Source organism: Pseudomonas sp. App30 (assembly GCF_047947025.1).
GTDB lineage: Bacteria > Pseudomonadota > Gammaproteobacteria > Pseudomonadales > Pseudomonadaceae > Aquipseudomonas.
Genome location: NZ_CP133165.1, coordinates 207,848 through 229,629, shown reverse-complemented (window position 1 = coordinate 229,629; position 21,782 = coordinate 207,848). Strand labels below are relative to the sequence as shown.

The following is a 21,782-nucleotide window of genomic DNA, read 5'->3' as shown; positions in this document are numbered from 1 at the left end:
AGGCCCAGGCCATGAGCAAGCACGACACCCGCCACGCTGCGCTGCAACTGCACTGGATACTGGTGCTGGTGGCGTGCCTGCTGGCCAGCCGGGCCCTCCACGCCCACGAAGGGCATGTGCACGAGGTGGCCACGCCGCCCGCCGCGGCGGACACCTCGGCCACGCCCTGGGGCGGCGATTACTTCCCCAACACCGTGCTGACCAACCAGGACGGCCAGCCGGTGCACTTTTTCGACGACCTGATCAAGGGCAAGGTGGTGGTGATCAATTTCATCTTCACCTCGTGCACCGACTCCTGCCCGCTGGAAACCGCGCGGCTGCGCCAGGTGCAGAAGCTGTTGGGCGACCGGGTGGGCAAGGACGTGTTCTTCTATTCCATCAGCATCGACCCGGACACCGACACCCCGGCGGTGCTCAAGCACTACATGGACAAATTCAAGGTAGGGCCGGGCTGGCAGTTCCTCACCGGCAACAAGCAGGACATCACCCAGCTGCGGCAGAAACTGGGGCTGTTCATCGAAGGCGTGGACAATGGCCGCAGCAAGGACCACAACCTCAGCCTGATCGTCGGCAACCAGGCCAGTGGCCGCTGGATGAAAGCCTCGCCGTTCGAGAACCCGTGGATCCTGGCCGACCAGCTGGCCAACACCCTGCAGAACTGGAAAACCCCCAGCACCGAGCAGAGCTACGCCAACGCCCCGGAAATACGCCCGCCGAGCAACGGCGAAGAGCTGTTCCGCACCCGCTGCGCGTCCTGCCACAGCCTGGGCCCCCTGGATGGCCAAGGCCTGGGCCTGCGCAGCATCGGCCCCGACCTGATCGGCGTGACCCGCCAGCGCGACCCCGAGTGGCTGAAACGCTGGCTGAAAGAGCCCGACCGCCTGCTGGCCGAGAAAGACCCGCTGGCCGTGCAGCTTTACCAGCAGTACGACAGCGTGGCCATGCCCAACCTGCGCCTGGACGACACCTCGGTGCTGTCTATCCTGGAGTTCCTGGACAGCGAGACCAACCGCCAGCGGCCGTTGCCCGCGCCGATGGCCGATGCCGAGCCTGCGCACGTGCACCAGGTCGATCACAGCCAGCACAACATGTCAGGTATGCAATAGAGGCAAATTACTATCATTGGCAGGTCCGTCATAGCGAATCATCAGTGGCAGGGGTCAAGACGGGTCTATATCTTCAAAGACAAAAAGCAGCCAGGAACGCCTGACATGCAGACAATAAACCCCACGGCCAGCGGTGCCGCCCAGCACGAGCCGCGCCCGGCCAGCTTCAACCTGCTGCGCTGGTTCTCCCTGGCCAGCCTGTTGATCATCGGCGCCGTGGCGCTGGGCCTGGGGTATGTGTCCACCGGCTTCGTGGTCAACCAGAGCGTGGAGCGCGATGCGCTGCTGACCGCGCAGTTCATCCAGTCCATCGGCGAGGCCGAGTTGCGCCACGCGCACATTCCCGGGGCCCTGACCATCGGTGATGTCCTCGACAACCTGCCGCACCCCGAGCTGGCCGGCTTTGACCCGCGCCTGCAGCTGGCGGCGCGCGACGAGTTCCTCGATCACCTGGCGCAGCTGCCCGACTTGCTGCTGGCCAGCGTGTATGGCCTGGACCACAAGGTGATCTGGTCCACCAACCCGCAGCTGGTGGGCGTGAACATCGAGGACGACGACGAGCTGGACGAGGCCTTCGAGATGAAGGTGCCGGTGGCCGCCAGTTACCACCGCATCGCCGAGGAGCGGCCGGAGCAGAAGCTGCTGCGCGAGCCCGAATACCTGTTCATCGAAAACTACATCCCGCTGTTCAACGCCGACCGCAGCAAGGTCGTCGCCATGGTGGAAATCTACAAGGAGCCGGCCGACCTGGTGGCCCGCATCCGCCGTGGCTACCTTCTGATCTGGCTGGCCACCATTGCGGGCGGGGCGCTGATCTATGGTGGCCTGTACTGGATAGTGCGGCGCGCCGCCACGTTGTTGCGCACCCAGGAGCGCCAGTTGGTGGCCAACGAAACCTTCGTGGCCCTGGGCGAGATGTCCTCGGCGGTGGCCCACAGCCTGCGCAACCCCCTGGCCACCATCCGCTCCAGCGCCGAGCTGGCCCAGGAGGTGGCGAGCGAGGACTCGCAGAAGAACATCGCCGACATTATTGGCCAGGTCGACCGCATGTCGCGCTGGGTACGGGAGTTGCTTGTGTCCCTCAAGCCCATGAGCACCGAACGCGAGGCGGTGGACCTGACCGCGGCCATCGAGCAGGCCTGCAAGCAGCATGAAGGGCTGATACGGCGCTGCAACGTGCAGTTGAACTGGTCGCCGCGCGGCTACCCGAAGGTGCTCAGCCACCAGATGCAGCTGATGCAAATTCTCAACAGTTTGTTTACCAACGCCGTGGAGGCCATGCCCGACGGCGGAATCTTGACCATCGAGGTGCAGGAACAGCCCGGCGGGCGCCTGACCCTGGCCCTGAGCGATACCGGCAAGGGCATGACGCGGCAGCAGGAACGCATGGTGTTCAAGCCCTTTTTCACCACCAAGCAGGGTGGGCTGGGCGTGGGCCTGTCGCTGGTCAAACGGATAATGGAACGCTTCGAGGGCTCGGTCGACCTGACCAGTCAGGAGCAGGAAGGAACCCGTGTGTGTCTTAATTTCAGAGTGGCAGCGGGAGGGGACTATGGAGCACAGCATACTGCTGGTCGAGGATGATGAAATCCTGGCGCAGAACATACAGACCTATCTGGAGCGCAAGGGCTTCGAGGTCAGTGTCTGCCACAGCGCCGAGGATGCGCTGGAGCAATTGCGCAGCTTCCAGCCCGACGCCGTGCTGACCGACAACTCGCTGCCGGGCTTGAGTGGCCATGACCTGATCCAGAAGCTGCGCATCAGCGCGCCGGATCTCAAAGTGATCATGATGACCGGCTACGGCAACATCGAGGACGCGGTGGTGGCCATGAAGGAGGGCGCCTTCCACTACGTGACCAAGCCGGTGGCGCTGCCTGAGCTCAAGCTGCTGCTGGACAAGGCCCTGGCCACCGACCGCATGGAGCGCACCTTGTCGTTCTACCAGGACCGCGAGGCGCAGAAGTCGGGGATCCAGGCGCTGATCGGCGAGTCGCCGGCCATGCTGACCATGAAGAACACGCTGATGCAGCTGCTCGACGCCGAGCGGCGCATGCCCAACAACGACCTGCCGCCCGTGCTGGTGGAAGGCGAGACAGGGACCGGCAAGGAACTGGTGGCCCGCGCGCTGCACTTCGACGGCCCGCGCGCCAAGGGCCCGTTCATTGAGTTCAACTGCGCGTCCATTCCCTCGAACCTGCTGGAATCGGAGCTGTTCGGCCACGAAAAGGGTGCGTTCACCGACGCCAAGGACCGCCGCGTGGGCCTGGTGGAGGCCGCCGACGGCGGCACGCTGTTCCTCGACGAGGTGGGCGAGATGGACCTGCTGCTGCAGGCCAAGCTGCTCAAGCTGCTGGAAGACCGCACCATTCGCCGGGTGGGTTCGGTGAAGGAGCGCAAGGTCGACCTGCGCATCATCAGCGCCACCAACTGCAACCTGGAGCAGATGGTGCAGCAGGGCAAGTTCCGCCGCGACCTGTTCTTCCGCCTGCGCATCATCTCCATCAAGGTGCCGCGGCTGTTCAGCCGCGGCAACGACATCCTGCTGCTGGCCCGGCACTTCCTGGCGGCCCACGGCAAGCGCTACGGCAAGCCGAACCTGTACTTCAGCGACCAGGCCCAGGAGCTGATGCTCAGCTACAGTTGGCCGGGCAACGTGCGCGAGCTGCGCAACATGCTTGAGCAGACTGTGCTGCTGGCACCCAGTGACTGCGTGGGCGCCAGCCAGTTGAACGTCTGCCACAGCCTGACCGACACGCCCATCGCCCCGCCCCGCGAGGAAGTCAGCGAGCCGCGCCCGGTGTTCGAAGACACGGCCAGCATGACCCTGCCGGCGGTGGAGCGCGACATGGTGCGCAAGGTGCTCGACAAGACCGACTGGAACGTTACCAAGTCCGCGCGGCTGCTGGGCCTGAGCCGCGACATGCTGCGCTACCGTATCGAGAAACTGGGCCTGATGCGCCCTGACAAGCGTCAGTGGTAGCCCTTCGCCTGCGCGGGGTCGGCCAGGCAACTGGGGTCCGGCACCCGCGTATCCACGTACACCCCCAGCCTTGGGTCATAGATCCGCGCCACCACCTCGCTGCGCTCGGCCAGCGCGGGTAGTTGCGAGTCGTAGAACTGATGGGGGTATTCCACCACCTCGAAGGCCTGTGGCGGCACATCGACGAAGGGCTGCGGGGGTGAGGAGTGGACCGTGGGGTAGTAGGTCTGCGCCATGGCCAGGGGCGACAGCAGCAGACAGCAGACGAGCAAGGACAGGCGAAGCGACATGGTCATGACGGCACCGTTGGATACACCCCCACGTACAACCCCAAGGCCATCAATATAGCACCTGTTAGCCTGCACAGCAGTCTTGTGGGAGCTGGCTTGCCAGCGAGCTTTTAGGCCCCAACAGCTCGCTGGCAAGCCAGCTCCCACAGGATGCCGCCTTGACGCGGTTCTGCGGGAGCACCGCAGGCCGCGTCCGTCGGTTACAGATCGTTCACGAACGGCTGCAGCGGGCCTTCGGTGGCCTTGCGCCCTTCGGCGCCGATTTCCCGCAACGGCACCAACGCATCCTGGGCCCGCGGCGTGGTCACGCCCGCGTCCGGCGCCCGGGCGGTCACGCTGTTCTCATTGCCCGTCTCACCCTGGGGTATGACCAGCGAAGGGTGGTCGAACGGCGCCCGCTCCCACGCCACGCGCGGGTCGGTGAGGGCCACTTCCATGAACTTGACCAAGGCGTCCTCTTCGTCCGGGGTCAGGTTGAGGGAAGTCATGTCGGCGTCCAGGTTGGAGCCGTTGTGCTGGTTCACCGTGGGGTGGTCGAAGCCGCTGGTGTTGTTGGCGTCCTGGCCACGGCGGTCGCCGCCGCGGTTGTAGAACTCCACCACCTGCTTGAGGGTGGAGCGGCTGCCGTTGTGGAAGTACGGGCCGGTCAGGGCGATGTTGCGCAAGCCCGGGGTCTTGAACGCACCGTCCACAGCGTCGCGGAAGCCCACCGGCGGCTTGGCCGTGGCGTCGCAGGGGATGGCCGCGGTCAGCGGTATCTCGAACTTGCACACGTCCACCTCGAACGGGTCGGGCACGTTGCCGCCTTGCAGCAGGGTGTTGTATTGGCGGGTGAACGACAGCGGGTTGCCCCAGGGGTCGCTACCGCCCACGGCCAGGTCCTCGGCCGTGGGGCGCACGCCGGTGTTGTAGAAGCCGTTGTCATACAGGGTGGTGAGGTTGTCGGCCATCAGCATGCGCTCGATGCGCTCGCGCGGTTCCAGGCGCAGGCGGGTGCCGGCGTTGGTCAGCTCCGGGCCACCGTGGCAGTTGACGCACTTGCCCTTGCCCAGGAACAGGTTCATGCCCTGGACCTGCTGGGCGTTCATGGCCTGGGTGTTGCCCTGCAGGTAGGCGTCCAGCGGCGTCTGGTCAGACACCAGGGTGGCCTCGTACAGCTGGATGGCCAGGCCGAAGAACAGCGGGAAGTTGGCTTCGATCTGGGTGTAGTTGGCGCCGCCCAGGGACACCGGTTGCGTGGCGTTCCACAGGCGCGGCTGGAAGGCTGCCTTGACCATGTCGCGGTAGGTGGGCCGGCGTGGCCCGGACATGGCGGCCAGCACCGAGTCGGTGGGGGCGATTTTCTGCCGGCTGAGGATCAGGTTGTCGAGGATTCGCCGGCCGATGTCGGCAAAGGTGCGGCCGCCACAGGACATTTCCACCGGGCTGCCGGGTGGGCCCACGGCCTGGGACGCTGCCGAGGCGTCGACCAGGGCCAGGCGCACCTTGCTGGCCACCGGGCTGCGGTCGGCGGTGACGAAGATGCCGGCGTCGGGGTCGCGGTTGCCGAACGGCGAGAAGCCGTTGAACACGTTGTTGGCGCGCCCGTCCCAGAAGTTGCGCACGTTGAACACGGCGTTGATGGTGGTGGGCGCGTTGCGCCCGGTGCTGCGCCGCACGTTGATGTTGTTGACCTGGAAGATGCCGTCCGGCTGCTGGGTGCACTTGTCGAACCGCGACTGCTTGGGCTTGGTGTAGTTGGCGTCGAACACGCCCTGGGAGCCCACCACGTCGTCGGTGGAATAGACGATGGGGGAGTTGCGGTCCAGCGGGTCGGCCAGCACGTGGGTGGGGAAGTCCGTGCGCTTGAGGGTGTAGTTGGGGCCGCCCTTGCCACCGGACAGGGTGGTGTAGGAGGGCACGTCGCCGGGAATGTCACCGGCGGCGAACGGCTTGTTGAACAGCGACGCCACGTTGGCGTTGGTGTTGGCCTGGCCAGGGTTGAGCTGGTTGGTGATGCGGTGGTCGACGCCGGCGTGGAAGTGGCACGAGGCGCAGGCGGTGCTGCCGTCGCTGCCCACGTCCATGTCCCAGAACAGCGCCTTGCCCAGGCGCACGGCGGCGTCGCGGTTTAGCACATAGTCGGTCATCAGGTCCACCTTGCGCCCGCCCTCGTAGCCGGAAGGGTCGGGGGGCAGCACGCCCTTCAGGGTTTGCAGGGTAGGGGCATCGACCACGGGGGCGGCGGGCTCGGTGGCCGCCAGGGTTGCCGCCATGGGCAACCAGCACGCCAGGCCCAGGGGCGGGATCAGGCTACGGTAGGGAAGTGTGCGCATGTGAGGGCTCGCTATCGGTTGGTTGTTGCTGTTTTTATTGTTCGTTTCCCTGGCGGTTATTCTTTTGCGCGCACAGCGGCAGTCCCGGGATATCGGGGCTGATAAAAAGCGCTAAGTTGCCTGATTGAAACTATAGCGAAGTTCACGGCGAATTTTGCACGTCTTTTTCAACTTTCTAACAATTAATTTAAGTTGGGGCTGTTTGCCATTATGTGGGGAATTTGCCCCGAAAGTGGCGTCGCAGGGCCCAGTGGCTGGGCGGTTTGGCAGGCGCTGCGGGGCTTGTGCAAGTTGGCATAGTTGTCGCTAGTTGCAAGTCTATTTGTTTGAAGTTTGCGCACTTGCTGTTTGTCGTGCGGCTCGTGCATCATGTTCAACCTCTTGCCCGGAAGCGCTTCGGTTGAATACTTCACCTGCCATCTCCTTGATTACCGCCGTCGACGTCTCACGCCTGGATGCACGCACCGGCACGCCACTGTTGCAGCCCCTGCATTTCACCCTGGCCGCCGGCGACCGGGTGGCAATAACCGGGCCGTCCGGCTCCGGCAAAAGCGTGCTGCTGCGCACCCTGGCGCTGCTGGACGCCACCCAGGGCGGCGAGGTGCACTGGCAGGGCGCGGCCATCAGGGCCACGCAGATCACCGCCTACCGCAGCCACGTGTGCTACATCGCGCAGAAACCGGCGCTGCTGGACGGCAGCGTCGAGGACAACCTGCGTTACCCCTATTCCCTGAAGGTGCACGCCAGGGCGCGCTACCAGCGCGAGGCAGCGCTGCAACTGCTGGCGCAGGCCGGCAAGCCCGCCAGTTTCCTCGACAAACAGGCCAGTGAGCTGTCCGGCGGTGAAAGCCAGGTGCTGGCCCTGGTGCGGGCCCTGCAGCTGAACCCCCAGGTGCTGTTGCTGGATGAACCCACCGCGGCCCTGGACCCGGAATCGGCGCGCCAGGTGGAAGCCCTGGTGGACGCCTGGTTCGACGGCGGCCGGGCGCTGATCTGGGTGTCCCATGACCCGGCGCAGGCCCAGCGGGTGAGCAACCGCCAGCTCGTGATGAAGGCGGGGAGCCTGACATGAACTACCAGAGCCTTTCCAACCTGGACATTGCCATTGCCGCGGCGCTGATCCTGATCAACGGCATCCTCTCGCTGTGCCTGAACCTGGGCCTGGGGCGGCAGCTGCTGGTGGCCTCGGTGCGCACCGTGGTGCAGTTGCTGGCCATCGGCTACGTGCTGACCTGGATCTTCGCCAACGCCCAGTGGTACGTGGTGTTGCCGGTGATGTGCTTGATGACCCTGATCGCCGGGCTGTCGGCGGCCGGGCGCGGCAAGCGCACCTACGTCGGGCGCCGCGCCGACAGCGTGTGGTCCATCTGGGTGAGCAGCTGGCTGGTGGCGGCGGTGGGGCTGTTCGCGGTGATCCGCATTCACCCCTGGTACGAGCCGCAGTACGCCATCCCGATCCTGGGCATGATCCTGGGCAATACGTTGACCGGTGTGTCCCTGGGCATCGAGCGCATGATCCAGGAGCTGACCGCCGGGCGCGGGCAGGTCGAAATGACCCTGGCCCTGGGCGGCACCCGCTGGGAGGCCGCCCAGCTGGCGGCGCGCCAGGCGGTGCGGGCGGGCATGATCCCGACCCTGAACCAGATGACCGTGGTGGGGCTGGTGAGCTTGCCTGGCATGATGACTGGCCAGGTGCTGGCAGGGGAAAGTCCTTTGCAGGCAGTGCGTTACCAGATAATCATCATGTTCCTTATAGCAGCGGCGTCGGCGTTGGGCACGGTGGTGGCGGTGCTGTTGACCTACCGTAGGCTGTTTTCGCCGCAGCATCGGTTCCTGCCCGCGAAGCTGATTACCCGCGACTGAGCGCAGCGTGCGATCAGGCAGTTGATCTGCTTGTGATCTGCTTGTGATTGGCTTTTGATCTTGATCTGGCTTGTGATCTTGATTGTATGCCCCGTAAAGCGCCCGGGCCGACTGGAGGCGTCGATCAACGGGCTGCCCGAAGGGCCGAGGCCGCAGGCCGAAGAGACGGTAACCCGCAGGCTTCTATAGCGGGTGCCGTCTGCCCGTTGAGCGGCGCCGGAAGGAGGGGACCCGTAGCGCAGCGGAGGGCCCAAGCAGGGGCAAGCCTTTTTTGCTTACTTTTTGTGGCGTTTGACAAAAAGTGAGTCGCCGTAAGGGCGAAACGGTCGGTGGTCGCACCACGAAAATGGATATATCCAGAAACGTCAGAAGCGGGATCCGACCATCGTGAACATATCCATTATCACGGGTGATGCAAAATCACCTTTCCGGCCTTACGTGAACTGACCCCCGAATGTTGGACACCTGACCTCGCCGGAGGGTGTTCAATGACGAAGTACGACCGATCGCTCAAACAATCACTGATTGAGGAATGTCTGTCTGCGGGCAGTGTTCATGAGGTGGCAATCAAGCATGGCCTGAGCCCATCGATCCTGCGCCGCTGGGTCAAAGGCTATGAGACGCACGGCGCCGCAGGTTTGGCTGCCAAATACAGCCACTACGATGCCCAGTTCAAAATGAAGGTGTTGCAGTGCATCGAGCAAGAGGGGCTGTCAACCCAGCAAGCGTGCATACGGTTTGATATCCGCGGCCCGAGCAGCATCAGGCAATGGAAAACGCGGTACGATGCAGGCGGAATTGAAGCACTTCAATCGCATCGTCACCGAGAGCCCAGCGTGTCCCGCAAAACCTCCAAAGCACCCACAGTAAGTCCTGAGAACCATGCGGACGCTGACCTGACACCTGAGCAAATGCTCAAGGAGCTGGCCTATCTGCGCGCCGAGAATGCCTATCTAAAAAAGCTCGATGCCTTGATCCAGGCGGATCCTCGGACTGCGCAATCAAAAAAACGCAGGCCGTCCAAGGATTGAGGCAGGTATATCCACTTGCTTTGCTGCTTCGTGCTGCCGGGTTGGCGCGCAGCACCTTCTACTACCAAGGCAAGGCACTGCTGACTGACAAGCATTCTGATCTGAAAGACCGCATACGCAGCGTCTATCACAAGCATCGAGGGCGCTACGGCTATCGCCGCATCACCGCAGCCCTTGGGCGCACTGGTGAGTCGGTCAATCACAAGAAGGTGCAGCGTCTGATGCAGTTGATGGGCCTAAAATCGCTGATCAGGGTGAAGAAGTACCGTTCTTATCGGGGCGATGAGGGGCTTGCCTCACCTAATCTGCTTAAGCGCGAATTCAAGGCAGAAGCCCCCAACCAGAAATGGGCGACCGATGTGACGGAGTTCAACGTAAGAGGGCAGAAGTTGTTTCTTTCGCCTGTGATGGACCTGTACAACGAAGAAATCCTGGCTTACCAGACCAACCGCCGCCCTGAGTTCAATATGGTTTCGAGCATGTTGGAGCAAGCTTTTGGGCGGCTTAATCAAGGTGACAAACCGATCCTGCACTCTGATCAAGGCTGGCAGTACCGCCAGCCGACCTACCGGCACATGCTGGCCGAAAAAAACATTGAGCAGAGCATGTCGCGCAAGGGCAATTGTCTGGACAACGCCGCCATGGAAAGCTTTTTCGGCACGCTCAAGAGTGAGTTCTTCTACCTGGAATCTTTTGAGAGCGTGGAGCAACTGGCATCAGGGCTAGAGAGCTACATCGCCTACTACAACCAGGAACGCATAAGCCTCAGATTGAATGGCTTGAGTCCGGTACAATTTCGGACCCAAGCACGGAAACACTAACCCTTGTCCAACATTAGGGGGTCAGTTCAACGCCGGGTCACTTTTTGACAAACGCCTCAAAAAGTAACCAAAAAAGGCTTGCCCCTGCTTGGTCCCTCCGCTTCGCTGCGGGTCCCCTCCTTCCGGCGTCGTCCAAGCGGCCGACGGCCCGGAATAGAAGCGCCTCCGGTTCCGTCTTCCCCGGCTACGCCGTGGACCGCTCGGCCGACGCCTCCAGTCGGCCCTGGCGCTTTACGGGGCACACAATCAAGATCAAAGGCCGCACGGGATCAAGATCAAAGGCGGTCCGTGTGAAGGCAGCCTGCGAAGCAGGCGAAATGCTGGCCCCCAAGGCTTTTACTTCCCGCCAAAATCACTTCAATTTCAGGTGCTTGGGGCAGGGATTAAATGCGCAATGTAATGATTACGCTTGCAGGGGTTGCACTCACCGGGGCCACGCTGTGCGCCCAGGCCCGGGACCTTCGGCCCGATGACCGCTACATGTGCGCCTGGGGCGCCGGCACCGCGGCGCGCGCCCAGGAACTGAAGCTGGCCGGGGTGTCGCGCTACGCCGCGCGGGAAAAGATCCACACCATGAAATTCAGCAAGGGCTGGATGCGCATGCTGGCCCTGGGCATCACCGAGCAGACCTACGACAACGCCACCCGCGCCAGGCCTGCGGTGGTGCACGACACCTTCTACGAAGGCTGCCTGCACTACAAGCTGGCGCGCAAGTAGAGCCGATCGCGCCTATCCTTGGCCATTCAGCCAAGGCAGAGGTGAATTATGACCGATCATTCCAATTCCCTGATCGACACGGCCCGGGCGTTGATGGCGGCAGGCAAGGGCTTGCTGGCCATGGACGAGAGCCTGGGCACCTGCAACCGCCGGTTCGCGCCCCTGGGCATCGCCCAGACCGAGGAGAACCGCCGGCGCTACCGCGAACTGCTGGTGACCACCCCGCAGCTGGCGCAGCACATCAGCGGCGCCATTCTCTTCGAGGAAACCCTGTACCAGCACGCCAAGGACGGCACGCCCTTCGTCGATATCCTCAAGGCCGCCGGCATTGTCGTCGGCATCAAGGTGGACGCCGGGGCGCAGCCGCTGGCCGGCTTCCCCGGCGAGCGCATCACCGAGGGCCTGGACGGGTTGCGCGAACGCCTGCAGCAATACGCAGGCCAGGGGGCGCGGTTTGCCAAATGGCGCGCGGTGCTGAGCATCGACACCGGCCTGCCCAGCCGCACCGCCATCGAAGCCAACGCCCAGGGCCTGGCGCGCTATGCCGCGCTGTGCCAGGAGGCCGGCGTGGTGCCCATTGTCGAGCCGGAAGTGCTGATGGACGGCGACCACGACCTGGCGCGCTGCCAGGCAGTGACCCGCGAGGTGCTGGACGTGGTATTCGCACAGCTGCACCGCCATGGCGTGCTGCTGGAGGGCATGTTGCTCAAACCCAACATGGTGCTGCCGGGCGAGGGCGGCCCGCAGGTGTCGGTGCAGGCCGTGGCCCAGGCCACCGTCGAGACGCTGCGGCGCGCGGTGCCGGCGGCGGTGGGCGGCATTGCCTTCCTGTCGGGCGGGCAGTCGTCGGCGCTGGCCACCGAACACCTCAATGCCATGCACCAGGGTGCGCCCTTGCCGTGGCCGCTGACCTTCTCCTACGGCCGCGCCTTGCAGGACGATGCCCTGCGCCTGTGGGCCGGCGACGACGCCAATGTGCAACGCGCGCAGCAGGCGCTGCTGTTGCGCGCCCGCTGCAACGGCGCCGCCGCCCAGGGCCAGTACCGCCCGGCCATGGAAGGCTGATTACTCGGGCGGGTCGTTGCGGGTTTCGACCGACCAGTACACCGAGCGCTGGTAGTGGGTGTACAGCACCGTCTCGTGCTCGCGGCTCAGCGGCGCCGTCTCGTCATAGGGCGGCGACGCCTGCACCGTGGCGCGGTCGATGTCGAGGAACACCTTCTGCTCTTCCCAGGCAATGGAATCGATCCATTCCGGGGCAATCAGCACCTTGTGGCCCACCCACCAGTTGCTGGTGTTGATGACCAGGTACTGCACCGCCCAAGAGTCCTCGTTCACCAGCAGCGTGGCGACGTGGCCGATGTCGCCGTCACTGGCGTGGATATGGTAGCCGCTGACTTCCTCGCCGCTGCGCAGGCGCACGTCGTCCTTGGGCTCACGCGGCGCGGCGGCGGGTTCGATGGCCGTGTCCCAGACCCCGCCCGTGCCCCAGTAGAAGGGCAGGCCGTAATAGCCCAGGTGGTCCATTTCGTGCTGGCGCGAGACGGGCCTGGCGGTGTCGATGTCCGGGCTGGCCTTGACCTGCTCGCGGGTGATATTGACGGTGAGGCGGTGGTTGCTCCAGTCGCACTGCTGGATGGAGGCGGGGGCGATCAGCACTTTGCGGCTGGCCAGCCACGAGCCGGTTTCCACCACCAGGTAGCGAACCACCCAGGTGGCGTCGTCGAAATAAACGTCCTTGACCTTGCCGATGTCACCGTCGGTGGCACCCAGGGTGTAGTGTTCCAGGTCATGCAGGTTTCTTAACATGGGGAATGTCCTGTCGCAGGGGGCAGTACAAGAGTAGGCCCTGCCCCTGAGCACAAGTTCCCGGCCTGACAGGCGTCAGGCCTGGGCGACATCCACCCATTGCGCGTTCACCAGCGTGGCCATGCGCTGGGGGCAAAGGCGCACTGCGGCATTGGTGGCGCCGCCGGCCGGCAGCACTTCGGCAAAGGCCTGCAGCGACACGTCGCAGTACACCGCCACGGCCGCCGGCAAGCCGAACGGGCACACCCCACCTACCGGGTGGCTGGTGTGCGCCTGCACCTCGGCGGCGTCGAGCATCTTCGCCTTGACCCCGAACCGTGCCTTGAACTTCTTGTTGTCCAGGCGCGCATCGCCGCGGGTGACGATCAGGATCACCTGGTCATTGACCCGCAACGACAGCGACTTGGCGATCTGCCCCGGCTCGACGTTGTGCGCGCTGGCGGCCAGGGCCACGGTGGCGGTGCTTTCGGCCAACTCAATGACCGAGAGGTCCGGGGCGTTCGCCGCCAGGAAGGATTTGACGGTTTCCAGACTCATTGCTGCTCCTTGGTTCGCGGGCCAAAACGGTCCATACCTTACCATAGCGCTGCAGCACCGGGGTCAGCCGGGGCACCGTGGCTGCGGGCTCCGGCACCGTTTCACCGTCCATGGCCCGGCGCAGCTTGTCGCTGTCCAACGCGCCCACCCATTTGGCGATGGCCAGGGTGCCGACGCCATTGCCGATGGTGTTGGTGATGGCCCGCGCTTCCGACATGAAGCGGTCCACGCCCAGCAACAGCACCATGCCCGACACCGGGATGGTGCCCAGCGAGGCCAGGGTGGCTGCCAGGATGATGAAGCCCGAGCCACTGACGCCCGCCGAGCCCTTGGAGGTGAACATCAGCACCGCCAGCACGATCAGCTGGTCGCTCAGGCTCAACGGCGTGTTGGTGGCCTGGGCAATGAAGATTGCCGCGATGGTGTAGTAGATCGCCTGGCCATCGGGGTTGAAGCTCAGCCCCGCCGGAATCATCATGCCGGCGACCGGCTTGGAGCAGCCGGCCTGCTCCATGCGGGTGATCATGCGCGGCAGCACCGATTCAGAGCTGCTGGTGCCCAGCACCGTGAACAGCTCTTCCTTGATGAACCGCAGGAACTTCCACAGGCTGAAGCCGGTGTAGCGGCAGATCGGCCCCAGCACCAGCACCACGAACAGGATGCAGGTCAGGTACACGCAGGCCATCAGCTTGCCCAGGGCGAACATCGAGCCGAAGCCGTACTTGCCGATGGTGAAGGCAATGGCGCCGAACGCGCCGATGGGCGCCAGGCGCATGACCATGTTGACGATGTTGAACATGCCCTTCATCAGGCTGTCGACCACGTCGATGAACACCTTGGCGCGCGGCCCGGCGTTGGCCAGGGCCACCCCCAGCAGAATCGAGAACATCAGGATCTGCAGGACGTTGCCCTTGGCGAAGGCGTCGACGATGGTGTCGGGGATGATGCCCAGCAAAAAGTCCATGAACGAGGCGTGGGGCGCCGCCGCGGTGTAGGTGGCGATGCTGGAGGTGTCCAGCGCCTTGGGGTCGATGTTCATGCCGGCGCCCGGCTTGAACAAGTTCACCACGATCAGCCCCAGGCCCAGCGCCAGGGTCGAGACCACCTCGAAGTAGAGCAGGGCGCGCACGCCCACGCGGCCCAGTTCCTTCATGTTCTCCATGCGCGCGATGCCGCTGACCACGGTGAGGAAGATCACCGGGGCCAGCAGCATCTTGATCAGTTTGATGAAGCCGTCGCCGATGGGCTTGAGCGCAGCCCCCGTGTCGGGCCACAGCACGCCCACCAGGGCGCCAAGGGCTACAGCGATGAGTACCTGTACATAGAGTTTGCCGAGTATGCGTTTCATGACGGACCCTGATTCTTGTTGTTGTCAGGCGCCGCCCCGGCGCGGGCGCGGTGATTCGTGCAGCGCCGGGGCCGCGGTGTGGCCAGCGTCGGGGAAATCAGCGCTGCAGCAGTTCGATCACCGCGGCGGTCACCTGGCGGGTAGTGGCAGTGCCGCCCAGGTCCGGGGTGTGCACGCCGGCTTCGGTGACGGCTTCGATGGCGGCCATCAACTGCCGGGCCGCGGCGACCTCTCCCAGGTGTTCGAGCATCATGGCGGCAGTCCAGAAGGTGGCGATGGGGTTGGCCACGCCCTTGCCAGTGATGTCGAAGGCCGAGCCGTGGATGGGTTCGAACATCGACGGGAAGCGCCGGGTGGGGTTGAGGTTGGCGGTGGGGGCGATGCCCAGGCTGCCGGACAGCGCCGCGGCCAGGTCGGAGAGAATATCGGCGTGCAGGTTGGTGGCCACGATCACGTCCAGGCTGGCGGGCTTGAGCACCATGCGCGTGGTGACCGCGTCCACCAGTTCCTTATCGGTGACCACGTCGGGGAAGTCCTTGGCCACTTCGTGGAAGATCTCGTCCCACAGCACCATGCCGTGGCGCTGGGCGTTGGACTTGGTCACCAGGGTCAGGTGCTTGCGCGGCCGGGTGCGTGCCAGTTCGAAGGCGAAGCGGTGAATGCGCTCGACGCCGGCGCGGGTGAACACCGAGACCTCGGTGGCCACTTCTTCGGGTAGCCCGCGGTGCACGCGGCCACCGTTGCCGGAGTATTCGCCTTCGGAGTTTTCGCGAATCACCACCCAGTCGATCTCGTGGCCGTTGTGCAGCGGGCTCTTCACCCCGGGCAGCACGCGGGCCGGGCGCACGTTGGCGTATTGGTCGAAGCCCTGGCAGATGGGCAGGCGCAGGCCCCACAGGGACACGTGGTCGGGCACGTTCAGCGCGCCCACGGCGCCGAAGAAGATCGCGTCGAAGGTTTTCAGTTCCGCCAGGCCGCCTTCGGGGATGTAGTGGCCGCGCTTGAGGAAATTGTCGGAATTCCAGTCGAAGTGCTTGAACTGCAGGGCAAAGGCGCCGCTGCGACGGGCCAGGGCGTTGAGGACTTCGACGCCGGCCTCGATCACTTCCACGCCAATGCCGTCACCAGGCACGGCAGCAATGTTGTAGGTCTTCATGGCTCTCTCCAGGGTCTGTTGTTGTGCGCCGGCACTGGGCTGCGGCGGGTGATTGGAGTATATGTAGTGAGCCAAAGCCATTGGTTAACCACAAATCACTACATCATTAACCTGGAGTTATGAATGAACCAGGCCCAGGACCTGTCCTTTTTCCATCTGTTGGCCAAGCAGGGCAGCCTGGTGGCCACCGCGCGCGAGCTGGGCGTGACGCCACCGGCGGTGAGCAAGCGCCTGGCGGCACTGGAAGCACGGCTGGGCGTGCGCCTGGTCAACCGCACCACCCGTTCCATGAGCCTGACCCCGGAGGGCGAGCTGTATTTCGCCCACGTGGCGCGCATCCTCGCGCAGATCGACGAGGCCGAGCAGCTGGTGAGCAGCAGCCGCGCCACGCCCAAGGGCCTGATCCGGGTGAATGCCTCGCTGGGCTTTGGCCGCCGTCACATCGGCCCGGCGCTGGCGGCGTTCTTCAGCCACTACCCGGAGGTGGAGATCCAGCTGGAGATCAGCGACCACCCGCTGGACCTTGCCACCCACGGTTTCGACCTGGGCATCCGCTTCGGCAGCCTGCCGGACGCCGCGCTGCATGCCCGCAAGATCGCCTCCAACCGGCGCCTGTTGTGTGCCTCGCCGCTGTACCTGGAGAAGCACGGCACGCCTGTGAAGCTCGCGGATCTGGCCCGCCACAATTGCATTTTCATTCGCCAGAACGAATCACCCTACGGCGTGTGGAGCTTCAACCACGGCGGCCGCACCGAGAACGTCAAGGTGCACGGTGCCCTGGGCTGCAACGACGGAGAGGTGGCGTTGAACTGGGCGCTGGAAGGCTACGGCATTCTGCTGCGCGCCGAGTGGGACATCGCCCGCTACGTGCGCAGTGGGCGACTGCGGCTGGTGTTGGAAGACCAGACCCCGACCCGCGCCGACGTCTACGCCGTGTACCCGCAGCAGCTGCACCTGTCGGCGCGGGTGCGGCGCCTGATCGACTTCCTGATCGAGCGCTTCCGCCATATCGATGGCGTGTGATCAGCCGCGCTTGCCAATGCGGCTGATGCTCACGCACATCGCCAGCCCGGACGCCACCGCGGCCACTGCCAGGGCCATGTGCATGGCCCGCGCTTCCAGCACCGCGGCATCGGCCAGCGCCTGGCCCGCCGGCGGGTGCCCCAGGTACGCCGCCAGCACCACGGCCACCAGCGCTGCGCCCAGGCACTGGCCGAAGGTGCGAGCGATGGCCAGCACCCCGGAGGCGTTGCCGCTGCGTTCACGCGGGACGTTGGCGAGCATCTCGCGGTTGTTGGGGCTCTGGAAGAAACCGAAGCCCACGCCGCACAGGCATTCGCGCCAGAGAATGCCGAACGTACCGGCGTCGGCCGGCAGCAAGGCCATCAGCACCAGCCCCAGGGTCAGCAGGCCCAGGCCGATGGTCGACAGCACGGCGGGCGGATGGCGGTCGGCCAGGCGCCCAGCCTGGGGCGCAGCCAGGATGATGCCCACCGGCCAGGCGGTGAACAGCAGCGCCGCGCCCAGCACGTCGTAGCCGTAGGCGTTCTGGAACAGGAACGGCAGCGACAGGATGGCAATGCCCTGGCTGACGAACGCCGTCAGCGACGTCAGGGCGGCCAGGGAAAAGCGCAGGTACTTGAAGATTTCCAGGGGCAGCAAGGGCACCGGCGCGCGGCGTTGGCGCCAGATGAACGCGGCGCCGGCGGCCACCATCAACAGTGAGTAAGCGCCAGCCTCGCTGGCAGCCGCCGCGCCGGTGGCCATGATCGCCGCGCCCATGGTCACGGCCGACAGCACGGCGCCGGCGTAGTCAAAGGGCTCACCGCTGCTGGCCCGCTGCCCGGGCACATAGCGCCAGCCCAACAGCGCGGCGGCGATGCCCAGCGGCAGGTTGATCGCGAACAGCCAGGGCCAGCTGGCCAGCCACAGCACGGCGCCGCCGAACGCCGGGCCCACGGCGGTGGCCAGGGCCACCAGCAGGGCGTTCAGGCCCAGGGTGCGGCCCAGCAAGCGAGTGGGGAACACCGTGCGGTAGATGGCCGGGCCGATGCTAAGCGTGGCAGCACCGCCCACGCCCTGGACCACGCGCATGGCCACCAGCACGTCCAGCGACGGCGCCAGCGCGCAGCCCAGCGAAGCCAGGGTGAATAGACTGACGCCGCCGACGAACAGGCGGCGAAAGCCGATGCGCGTGGCCAGCGAGGAGAAAATCATCAGCGTCATGGCGGCCGCCAGCAGGTAGCCGTTGGCGACCCAGATGGTGGTGGCGGCGGGTACGTTGAAGGCATGGGCCATGGAGGGCAGGGCGATGTTCACCACCGTGCCGTCGATCACGGCCATGGCGGTGGCGGTCATGATCGCCACCATCGCCAGGCGTCGTTGGGCGCCGGGCAGGCCGTCGTCGTTGGGTAAATCCTGGAACAGCGACATGCAGATCCCTTGCAAAAGGAGGAGGGCAAGGAGGATAAGCCAGACGGGCGGCGCTGTCTTTGTGGGAGCTGGCTTGCCAGCGAGTTTTTAGGGCCTCAACAGCTCGCTGGCAAGCCAGCTCCCACATTACGTAGCAGCGGCCGCAGGCCGCGTCAGGGCTTAACGATAACGCTCAAGCCAATGGGCATAAGGCGCTGGCAGGGTCCACGAGGCTTTATCCACGCCCAGCTCCTTCGCCGCAAAGTACGACCAGTGCGGGTCGGCCAGGTGGGCACGGCCCACCGACACCAGGTCCAGCTGGCCGGCGCTGACGGCGTCGTGGGCCAGTTGCGGGGTGCCAAAGCCCCACGCCGAGGTCACCGGCAGGTCGGCCTCGCGGCGCACGCGCTCGGCGATCGGGCCGAGGAACGCCGGGCCCCACGGGATGTTGGTCTCGGCGATGGTGAAGCCGACGCTGACGCTCAGCAGGTCCAGGCCACCGGCCTTGAAGCGGCGGGCCAGTTCGATGGACTCGGCCAGGGTCTGCTCGTCGCGACCGTCGTATTCGATCACGCCGAAACGGGCGGTCAGCGGCAGGTGCTCCGGCCACACTTCACGCACCGCGGCCAGGGTTTCCAGGAGGAAGCGGCTGCGGTTGTCGAAGCTGCCGCCGTAGGCGTCGGTGCGCTGGTTGGCGTGTTCGGAGAAGAAGCTCTGGCCCAGGTAGCCGTGGGCGAAGTGCAGCTCGATCCATTCAAAACCGGCGTCACGGGCGCGGCGTGCGGCGTCGACGAAGTTCTGCTTGACCCGGGCGATGTCGTCCAGGGTCATGGCGCGCGGCACTTTCGGCAGGTGGTGGCCGAAGGCGATGGCGGACGGCGCAATGGTGTCCCAACCGTTGGGGTCACCAGCGGCGATGTGGTCGTCACCTTCCCACGGGCGGTTGGCGCTGGCCTTGCGGCCGGCGTGGGCGATCTGGATGCCCGGCACCGAGCCTGCGGCCTTGATGGCCTGCACCACGGGCACGAACGCCTGGGCCTGCTCGTCGTTCCAGATGCCGGCGCAGCCCGGGGTAATGCGGCCTTCGGGGGCCACGGCGGTGGCTTCGACCACCACCAGGCCGGCGCCGCCACGGGCCAGGCCCGCCAGGTGCACGTGGTGCCAGTCGTTGATCAGGCCGTCGGTGGCCATGTATTGGCACATGGGCGGGATGGCGATGCGGTTGCGCAGCGTCACGTCCTTCAGGGTGAAGGGTTGGAACAATGCAGACATGGGAAAACTCCAGGGGATAGCTATTTTCGCTTGTTCGATCATAATCGAACTATGGCAATTTATGGAAGCCTCGATATCATGTGCGCCATGCGAGCCTATACCCACCCCAATCCCGAAGACTTCACCCTCGAGCGGCTGTTGTACGCCTTGAGCGACCCCGTGCGCATGGACATCGTCCGGCACCTGGCCGGCGTGCCCGAAGCCACCTGCGGCGAACTGGACGGCGGGCGGCCGAAATCGAGCATGTCCCACCATTTCCGCGTGCTGCGCGAGGCAGGGCTGGTGCAGACCCGCAACGTCGGCACCACGCACATGAACTCGCTGCGCAGCGCGGCGCTGGAGAGCCGTTACCCGGGGTTGCTGGCCAATATCCTGTCGCACCGCTAGCCGTGTTTTATATTCCTTAAGAATATAAACAAATAATATTATATTCCTTTTGGTTTTTTAGCCTTGCTGCAAGACTTCTGGTGCAGGCACTTTGCCTATCTGCCCCTACAGGAAGTCGAGCCCATGAAAAAACTTACGGCCCTTGCGGCCCTGTCCCTGGCGTTGCTGTCCGGTATCGCCCACGCCGACCGTCTTGAAGACATCCAGAAAGCCGGCGTGCTGCGCGTCGCCGCCTTCGACAGCAACCCACCGTTCGGCTTCATCGACACCAAGACCAAGCAGCTCGCCGGCCTGGACGTGGACTACGCCAAGGCCATCGCCGCCAAGCTGGGCGTGAAGCTGGAACTGCAGCCCACCAACCCGGCCAACCGCGTGCCGCTGCTGGTGGCCAACAAGGTCGACCTGGTGCTGGCCAACTTCACCATCACCAAGGAACGCGCCGAGCAGGTCAACTTCAGCACCCCGTACTTCGCCTCGGGGCAGCAGTTCATCGTCAAGAAGGGCACGCTCAAGAACGAGAGCGACCTCAACACCTGGCGCGTGGGCGTCGACAAGGGCACCACCAACGAAGGCGTGCTGCGCGAGAAATTCCCCGGCGCCAAGGTGGTGGCCTACGACGACACCCCGTTTGCCTTCACCGCGCTGCGCAACGGCAACGTCCAGGCCATCACCCAGGACGGGCCGAAGCTGATCGGTCTGCTGGCCAACGTGCCGGACCGCGACAAATATGAAGTGCCACCTTTCACCATCTCCGACGACCTGATCGGCGTGGGCTTGCCCAAGGGCGAGACCGCCCTGACCAACTTCGTCAACGACACCCTGGTGGCGCTGGAGAAAGACGGCCAGGCCCAGAAGATCTATGACACCTGGTTCGGCCCGACCACCAACACGCCACTGGCGCGCCTGTTCAAGATCGGCGACAAGGGCTGACCCCGCCCTTGTGACTGCACACGGCATGCGCCTGCACGGGCGCGTGCCTGGTTTCGTTTGACCTGGATACGCGCCTACATGTTTGGTGAATTGCTTGCCCCCCGCTATTTGCAGTGGCTGGCCGACGGCTTCCTGCTGACCCTGGGGCTGTCGCTGCTGGTGTGCCTGGTGGCCACGGTGCTGGGCGCCTTGCTGTACCTGGCGCGCAGTGCGCCGTCGCGGCTGCTGGCGTGGCCGGCGCGGGCCTACCTGCTGGTGATCCGCAACACGCCGCTGCTGGTGCAGTTGTTCTTCTGGTATTTCGGTGCCACCGCGTTGCTGCCCGACAGCCTGGTGACCTGGCTCAACACCCCGCGCAGCCTGGCCCTGGGACCGCTGGCGGTGGAGTGGCCATCGTTTGAATTCATCGCCGGCTTCTGGGGTTTGACCCTGTATACCACCGCCTTCGTCGCCGAAGAGCTGCGCGCCGGCATCGACTCGGTGCGCAAGGAACAGCGCGCCGCCGGCCTGGCCCTGGGCCTGCGCCCGGCGCAGGTGTGGCTGCACGTGGTGCTGCCCCAGGGGTTGCGCACGGCCCTGGGCCCGTTGCTGGGCCAGTACATGAACGCGGTGAAGAACTCGTCGCTGACCATGGCCATTGGCCTTGCGGAACTGTCCTACACCTCGCGGCAAGTGGAGACCGAAACCTTCAAGACCTTTCAGGCGTTCGGCTACGCAACCCTGCTGTACATCCTCACCATCGCCCTGATCGAAGCGGCAGGGCAGTTGATCCAACACAGTCGGCGCTACCGCCGGGGAGCGGCCTGAG

20 protein-coding genes are annotated in these 21,782 nt (G+C 65.0%); 12 read left to right on the top strand and 8 right to left on the bottom strand.

All coding sequences use genetic code 11. The features are described 5' to 3' along the window. Window positions 1-11: 11 nt before the first annotated feature. The 3 genes from RAM80_RS01020 (at window position 12) to RAM80_RS01010 (ending at window position 4,086) form a co-directional block, all read left to right on the top strand. The gene (locus RAM80_RS01020) at window positions 12-1,106 is read left to right on the top strand and encodes an SCO family protein (RefSeq protein ID WP_416424372.1); all 1,095 of its coding nucleotides are present in this window, start codon (window positions 12-14) and stop codon (window positions 1,104-1,106) included. Between the two features lie 105 nt (window positions 1,107-1,211). Beyond that, window positions 1,212-2,690 (top strand): sensor histidine kinase, encoded by a 1,479-nt coding sequence (locus tag RAM80_RS01015; RefSeq protein WP_416424371.1) that lies wholly within the window; start codon window positions 1,212-1,214, stop codon window positions 2,688-2,690. After that, entirely contained in the window at window positions 2,659-4,086 is a 1,428-nt protein-coding gene (locus RAM80_RS01010; RefSeq protein WP_416424370.1) for a sigma-54-dependent transcriptional regulator, read from the top strand. The genes RAM80_RS01015 and RAM80_RS01010 overlap by 32 nt, the downstream gene beginning before the upstream one ends. On the opposite strand, the gene RAM80_RS01005 is transcribed toward RAM80_RS01010, so the two are convergent. Both RAM80_RS01005 and RAM80_RS01000 read right to left on the bottom strand, forming a co-directional pair. After that, window positions 4,077-4,382 carry a hypothetical protein gene (locus tag RAM80_RS01005; protein ID WP_416424369.1) on the bottom strand — a complete coding sequence of 102 codons (306 nt, stop codon included), beginning with the start codon at window positions 4,380-4,382 and terminating at the stop codon, window positions 4,077-4,079. The genes RAM80_RS01010 and RAM80_RS01005 overlap by 10 nt on opposite strands. A 194-nt stretch (window positions 4,383-4,576) precedes the next feature. Next, entirely contained in the window at window positions 4,577-6,631 is a 2,055-nt protein-coding gene (locus tag RAM80_RS01000; RefSeq protein WP_416427610.1) for a cytochrome-c peroxidase, read from the bottom strand. A gap of 460 nt (window positions 6,632-7,091) precedes the next feature. Here RAM80_RS01000 and RAM80_RS00995 point away from each other — a divergent pair, with 460 nt between their 5' ends. From RAM80_RS00995 to RAM80_RS00975, 5 genes are all read left to right on the top strand, one after another. After that, window positions 7,092-7,763 (top strand): ABC transporter ATP-binding protein, encoded by a 672-nt coding sequence (locus tag RAM80_RS00995; RefSeq protein WP_416424368.1) that lies wholly within the window; start codon window positions 7,092-7,094, stop codon window positions 7,761-7,763. Then, window positions 7,760-8,554, top strand: coding sequence for an ABC transporter permease (locus RAM80_RS00990; protein ID WP_416424367.1), 795 nt, complete (start codon window positions 7,760-7,762; stop codon window positions 8,552-8,554). Before RAM80_RS00995 ends, RAM80_RS00990 begins: the two co-directional genes overlap by 4 nt. 488 nt (window positions 8,555-9,042) lie before the next feature. Then, window positions 9,043-10,406, top strand: a protein-coding gene (locus tag RAM80_RS00985) for an IS3 family transposase (RefSeq protein WP_416424366.1) whose coding sequence is annotated in 2 segments (ribosomal slippage) — window positions 9,043-9,508 and window positions 9,508-10,406 — 1,365 coding nt in all. Because the reading frame shifts where the segments join, the coding sequence is not laid out codon by codon here. 387 nt (window positions 10,407-10,793) lie between these two features. Then, window positions 10,794-11,123: a hypothetical protein gene (locus tag RAM80_RS00980; protein ID WP_416424365.1), complete on the top strand. Its 330-nt coding sequence runs from the start codon at window positions 10,794-10,796 to the stop codon at window positions 11,121-11,123. A gap of 48 nt (window positions 11,124-11,171) precedes the next feature. Beyond that, window positions 11,172-12,188: a class I fructose-bisphosphate aldolase gene (locus RAM80_RS00975; RefSeq protein WP_416424364.1), complete on the top strand. Its 1,017-nt coding sequence runs from the start codon at window positions 11,172-11,174 to the stop codon at window positions 12,186-12,188. On the opposite strand, the gene RAM80_RS00970 is transcribed toward RAM80_RS00975, so the two are convergent. The 4 genes from RAM80_RS00970 to RAM80_RS00955 all read right to left on the bottom strand — a co-directional run bounded on the left by RAM80_RS00970 (window position 12,189) and on the right by RAM80_RS00955 (window position 15,973). Then, window positions 12,189-12,932: a PRC-barrel domain-containing protein gene (locus tag RAM80_RS00970; RefSeq protein WP_416424363.1), complete on the bottom strand. Its 744-nt coding sequence runs from the start codon at window positions 12,930-12,932 to the stop codon at window positions 12,189-12,191. Window positions 12,933-13,007: 75 nt separating this feature from the next. Then, window positions 13,008-13,469: a YbaK/EbsC family protein gene (locus RAM80_RS00965; RefSeq protein ID WP_416424362.1), complete on the bottom strand. Its 462-nt coding sequence runs from the start codon at window positions 13,467-13,469 to the stop codon at window positions 13,008-13,010. Further along, on the bottom strand, window positions 13,408-14,817 hold the full coding sequence (locus RAM80_RS00960) for a dicarboxylate/amino acid:cation symporter (RefSeq protein ID WP_416424361.1): 1,410 nt from the start codon (window positions 14,815-14,817) through the stop codon (window positions 13,408-13,410). The genes RAM80_RS00965 and RAM80_RS00960 overlap by 62 nt, the downstream gene beginning before the upstream one ends. Before the next feature lie 97 nt (window positions 14,818-14,914). Continuing rightward, window positions 14,915-15,973, bottom strand: coding sequence for a tartrate dehydrogenase (locus RAM80_RS00955; RefSeq protein WP_416424360.1), 1,059 nt, complete (start codon window positions 15,971-15,973; stop codon window positions 14,915-14,917). A gap of 123 nt (window positions 15,974-16,096) precedes the next feature. On the opposite strand from RAM80_RS00955, the gene RAM80_RS00950 reads away from it, so the two are divergent. Beyond that, the gene (locus RAM80_RS00950) at window positions 16,097-16,996 is read left to right on the top strand and encodes a LysR family transcriptional regulator (RefSeq protein ID WP_416424359.1); all 900 of its coding nucleotides are present in this window, start codon (window positions 16,097-16,099) and stop codon (window positions 16,994-16,996) included. Here RAM80_RS00950 and RAM80_RS00945 read toward each other — a convergent pair whose 3' ends face one another. Beyond that, the gene (locus RAM80_RS00945; protein WP_416424358.1) at window positions 16,997-18,406 is read right to left on the bottom strand and encodes an MFS transporter; all 1,410 of its coding nucleotides are present in this window, start codon (window positions 18,404-18,406) and stop codon (window positions 16,997-16,999) included. It lies immediately after the preceding gene. Window positions 18,407-18,565: 159 nt separating this feature from the next. After that, window positions 18,566-19,657, bottom strand: coding sequence for an NADH:flavin oxidoreductase/NADH oxidase (locus RAM80_RS00940; RefSeq protein WP_416424357.1), 1,092 nt, complete (start codon window positions 19,655-19,657; stop codon window positions 18,566-18,568). A 51-nt stretch (window positions 19,658-19,708) separates the two neighbouring features. Here RAM80_RS00940 and RAM80_RS00935 point away from each other — a divergent pair, with 51 nt between their 5' ends. The 3 genes from RAM80_RS00935 to RAM80_RS00925 all read left to right on the top strand — a co-directional run bounded on the left by RAM80_RS00935 (window position 19,709) and on the right by RAM80_RS00925 (window position 21,781). Next, entirely contained in the window at window positions 19,709-20,044 is a 336-nt protein-coding gene (locus tag RAM80_RS00935) for an ArsR/SmtB family transcription factor (protein ID WP_416424356.1), read from the top strand. 123 nt (window positions 20,045-20,167) lie between these two features. Further along, complete coding sequence (locus RAM80_RS00930) at window positions 20,168-20,974, top strand: ABC transporter substrate-binding protein (protein WP_416424355.1); 807 nt, start codon at window positions 20,168-20,170, stop codon at window positions 20,972-20,974. 78 nt (window positions 20,975-21,052) lie between these two features. Next, window positions 21,053-21,781 (top strand): amino acid ABC transporter permease, encoded by a 729-nt coding sequence (locus tag RAM80_RS00925; protein ID WP_416424354.1) that lies wholly within the window; start codon window positions 21,053-21,055, stop codon window positions 21,779-21,781. The last annotated feature ends 1 nt before the right edge of the window (window position 21,782 follow it).